3 protein-coding genes are annotated in these 3,438 nt (G+C 26.1%); 1 reads left to right on the top strand and 2 read right to left on the bottom strand.

All coding sequences use genetic code 11. The features are described from left to right. Positions 1-169 precede the first annotated feature (169 nt). On the bottom strand, positions 170-853 hold the full coding sequence (locus tag ACRDDY_RS08515; protein WP_438564526.1) for a vitamin B12 dependent-methionine synthase activation domain-containing protein: 684 nt from the start codon (positions 851-853) through the stop codon (positions 170-172). Between the two features lie 626 nt (positions 854-1,479). Between ACRDDY_RS08515 and ACRDDY_RS08510 the strand changes: the two genes are divergently transcribed. Next, positions 1,480-2,394 (top strand): VirK/YbjX family protein, encoded by a 915-nt coding sequence (locus tag ACRDDY_RS08510; RefSeq protein ID WP_438564525.1) that lies wholly within the window; start codon positions 1,480-1,482, stop codon positions 2,392-2,394. Positions 2,395-2,509: 115 nt separating this feature from the next. On the opposite strand, the gene hutI is transcribed toward ACRDDY_RS08510, so the two are convergent. Further along, the coding region (gene hutI / locus ACRDDY_RS08505) for an imidazolonepropionase (RefSeq protein ID WP_438564524.1) at positions 2,510-3,438 on the bottom strand (929 nt) is incomplete at its 5' end.

Below are 3,438 nucleotides of genomic sequence, written 5' to 3'. Positions count from 1 at the left end.
TTAGATAACTGTTCAATTTGGGTTTTTGTAAATTTTATTTTACTCATAAAAATCACCTCTTAAATATTATTATACAAAAAAAAGGCCCTACAAGATAGACTCGCTTTTTTTACGTGTCCATCCTATAGGGTCCATTTTAGAATGATATCCTCTCTTTTTTTATAAAAAATTATAGTCCTGTATATTTTTTTATTAGATTTGTACTGATACCTTTAATTTTTGAAATCTCTTTTATTTGGTCATCTAAGATTACTAGAGGTGAGATATATTTACTCTTAGGATTTCCTATGTAAAATCCACAAATAGTTGAAGAGGGTGTCATAGCAAAATTTTCACTTAAACTAGCATTAGTTTCCTCACCATTTAGAAGTTCAAAGACGTCTCTCTTTATAGAGTGATCTGGTAAACAAGGATAACCAATGGCTGGTCTAATATTGATATTCCAATTATTTTTTGAAATATATTCTTGTAGATATTGTGAAGCTCCTTCAATTACTGCATTAGCCAAAAGTTGTTCAAATATATCGTTCTCATTTTTAGGTTTTATAGAAGCAATAAAGAGTCCTATATAGTCGTTTATTTCTATATAGTCAGATAAAGATTCGTTTGTGTTTCCTTGGTTTCTTATCAATGGAAATTTTCTGTTATCAATATCTAAGATGTCACCGTTTTTTGTCGTAGAATATATTTTATAAACTGCTTTTACGTGCATTTTTTCCAATGCCCAATGATTTAAAATGTTGTAAGCTTCTGTTAAAACTTTTGATTCTTCTTGGGTCTTCTTAACTTTTAAAGTAGTTAAAAAAATACTCCAGTTGATATATGGGATAACTTTATCAAGTGTGACTTTCATTGAAACTCTTTCAAAAATTTTTGGTTTGATTGGATTATACCTAGCATTTTTAGAGTCGAGTCGAGCAGTACTTATATTTTTAGTTATTATGTTTTCTTTATTTTTAAAATATAAAGATCGTAATGTATTATATTCTTTCTTTGTTATTTCCTTAAAAATATCAGAATTTTCATTAAGTAAAGAATTTAAAATTGGAACAGTAGATGAAGCATCTGTAACATGAAAAACATTATTTTTATACTTTGGTTCTAATTTAAGTGCAGCATGATCACTATTTTTGAAGACGTATGAAGAGGTTTGATAGATTGGAACTGCTCTTGAACCTGTCTCGAATCTGGATATTGTCCACCATGTAATTGAATTGTTTCAAATTTCTAAAATTATTTTTAGTTTTATATAAAATTAGAGGTATAACATTATAGATTAAAAATTTTAAGCTCAGATTTTAGCATTTGGTGAATCGAATACCAACTATTCATGTATAAAATAATTCAAATAAAAAAAATCAGATATAATTTAATATAAGTAATAATTCCTTTATTTAAAATTGAAGGATTATAAAAAATATATCAAATTACACGTACGAATTTGTTTACAAGAGATAAATAAAAAGGAGTAAATTTAAAATGTTACAATCATTAACTTTATTTAAAAATGTTATAAAAAAAGGCGAAAAAAAAGGTGAACTTAACACTACTAAAAAAAAGATAAAATTTATATTTCGAACATTGTTAACTTTAAAATCTTCACTGAAACTTAGTGAGTTTATATTAAAACACAATTATTTAAAGGAAAAAATATATTCCTATCCGATTTTAATTAGTAAAATTCATAGACCTTACTTGAAGAAAAATATGAGAACATCAGATAAATTAAACACAATTATTAATAAATACAAAACTGTTGATGAAATTTTTAATGAACATCTTCTTAGTGAACTTTATTTAACTGGCAAAATAAATTTAGCTAAAATTATTGGAAAAGAAGGAAATAATTTTTTTATTTCACTAGAGATGTATCCTTTTTTTGATAAAGAGGGTGAAATTAATCTAAAACTTTTAGATAGTGATAGTATTCCTCTGTCTACTCTTACATTTAGTTTTTTGAAAAATTCCCAATTAAAACCAATTATATTTATTGGAGGAATTCAAGGAGCACCAAAAGAAATTGATAAAGAATGTATAAAAGAGGCTACAAAAGAACTTTATGGAATTTTTCCTAAAAAACTTCTAATAGAAGCATTATATATAATTGAAAAAGCTTTAAATGTTAACATAGAAAAATTTAGTGTTAGTAATAAAACCCATATTTATAAAGCTCAAAGGTATATTCGTAAAAGAGTTATACACTCTGATTATGATTCTTTTTTGGAATCTTTAGAATCTACTTATTTAGAGAATGGTATTTGGAAGCTTCCTACAAATTTAAATAAAAAAAATCTAGAAGAGATTCCTAGTAAAAAAAGAGGACAATATTTAAAAAAAATAGCTTTAATTGAAAATATAGAAAATCAAATAATAACAAAACTTCAAAGATATTAAAATACAGATTATTCAAGCTCTATATATTTTTAGAGTAGTTAGATACTGGATTTGAAAAGACGATAAATTACTTAAAGTATATTTATCGTCTTTTACATATATTTATTTAAAAATATTAAATCTTATAGACAATCGCACCATTTTTTATAACCATCTTTGTATGATTAACACCGAAATGATAAAGAATATATTCTAGAGATTTGGAGTTAAAAATAACCAAATCAGCTTTTTTTCCAACTTCAATAGAACCTATTTGTTCCTCTTTGTTTAAAGATTTTGCACCATTTATTGTGACAGCTTTTATAACTTCTATTGGAGACATATTTAAGTATAAGGCTGCTATTTGCATAATTAGTTGCAAATTTTCAGTAGGACATGACCCAGGATTATAATCTGTTGATAAAGCTATTTGAACTCCATGGTCAATCATTTTTCTAACAGGAGCATACTCTTTTTTTAAATAAAAAGATGTTCCAGGAAGGATATTTGCAATAACTCTACTATTTTTTAAAGCGATTATTCCTTCGTCACTAATAGCCATTAAATGTTCAGAAGATGTAGTTTCTAACTCTCCTGCTAATTCAGCTCCTCCAATGCTTTCAATTTCATCAGCATGTATTTTTAATTTAAATCCTAATTTTTTTGCTTCTTTTAAAATTTCTCTACTTTGGTCTATCGAAAAAATTCCATGCTCACAAAAGATATCACAAAACTCTGCTAAATTTTTTTCTTTTATTGTGGGAAGCATTTGAATAACTTTTTTGATAAAGTCTTCTTCCTTTCCTTTATACTCCTTTGGAATAGCATGAGCTCCCATAAAAGTAGAAACAATATCAATGGGTTGTTCTTTATCTAGTATTTGATTAACTTCTAGCTGCTTTACCTCTGTTTCTAAATCTAATCCATAACCACTTTTACTTTCAATTGTAGTAACACCAAAGGCTAACATTTTTTTTAAACTAATTTTAGCTTTTTCAACTAGCTCCTCTTTTGTAGCTTCTTTTGTAGCTTTTACAGTACTTAAAATTCCACCACCAGCATTTA

The sequence above is a fragment of the Clostridium sp. genome (assembly GCF_051656525.1).
GTDB lineage: Bacteria > Bacillota > Clostridia > Clostridiales > Clostridiaceae > Clostridium.
The sequence above is the reverse complement of the archived record's forward strand: the minus strand, read 5'-3'. Positions and strand labels throughout refer to the sequence as shown.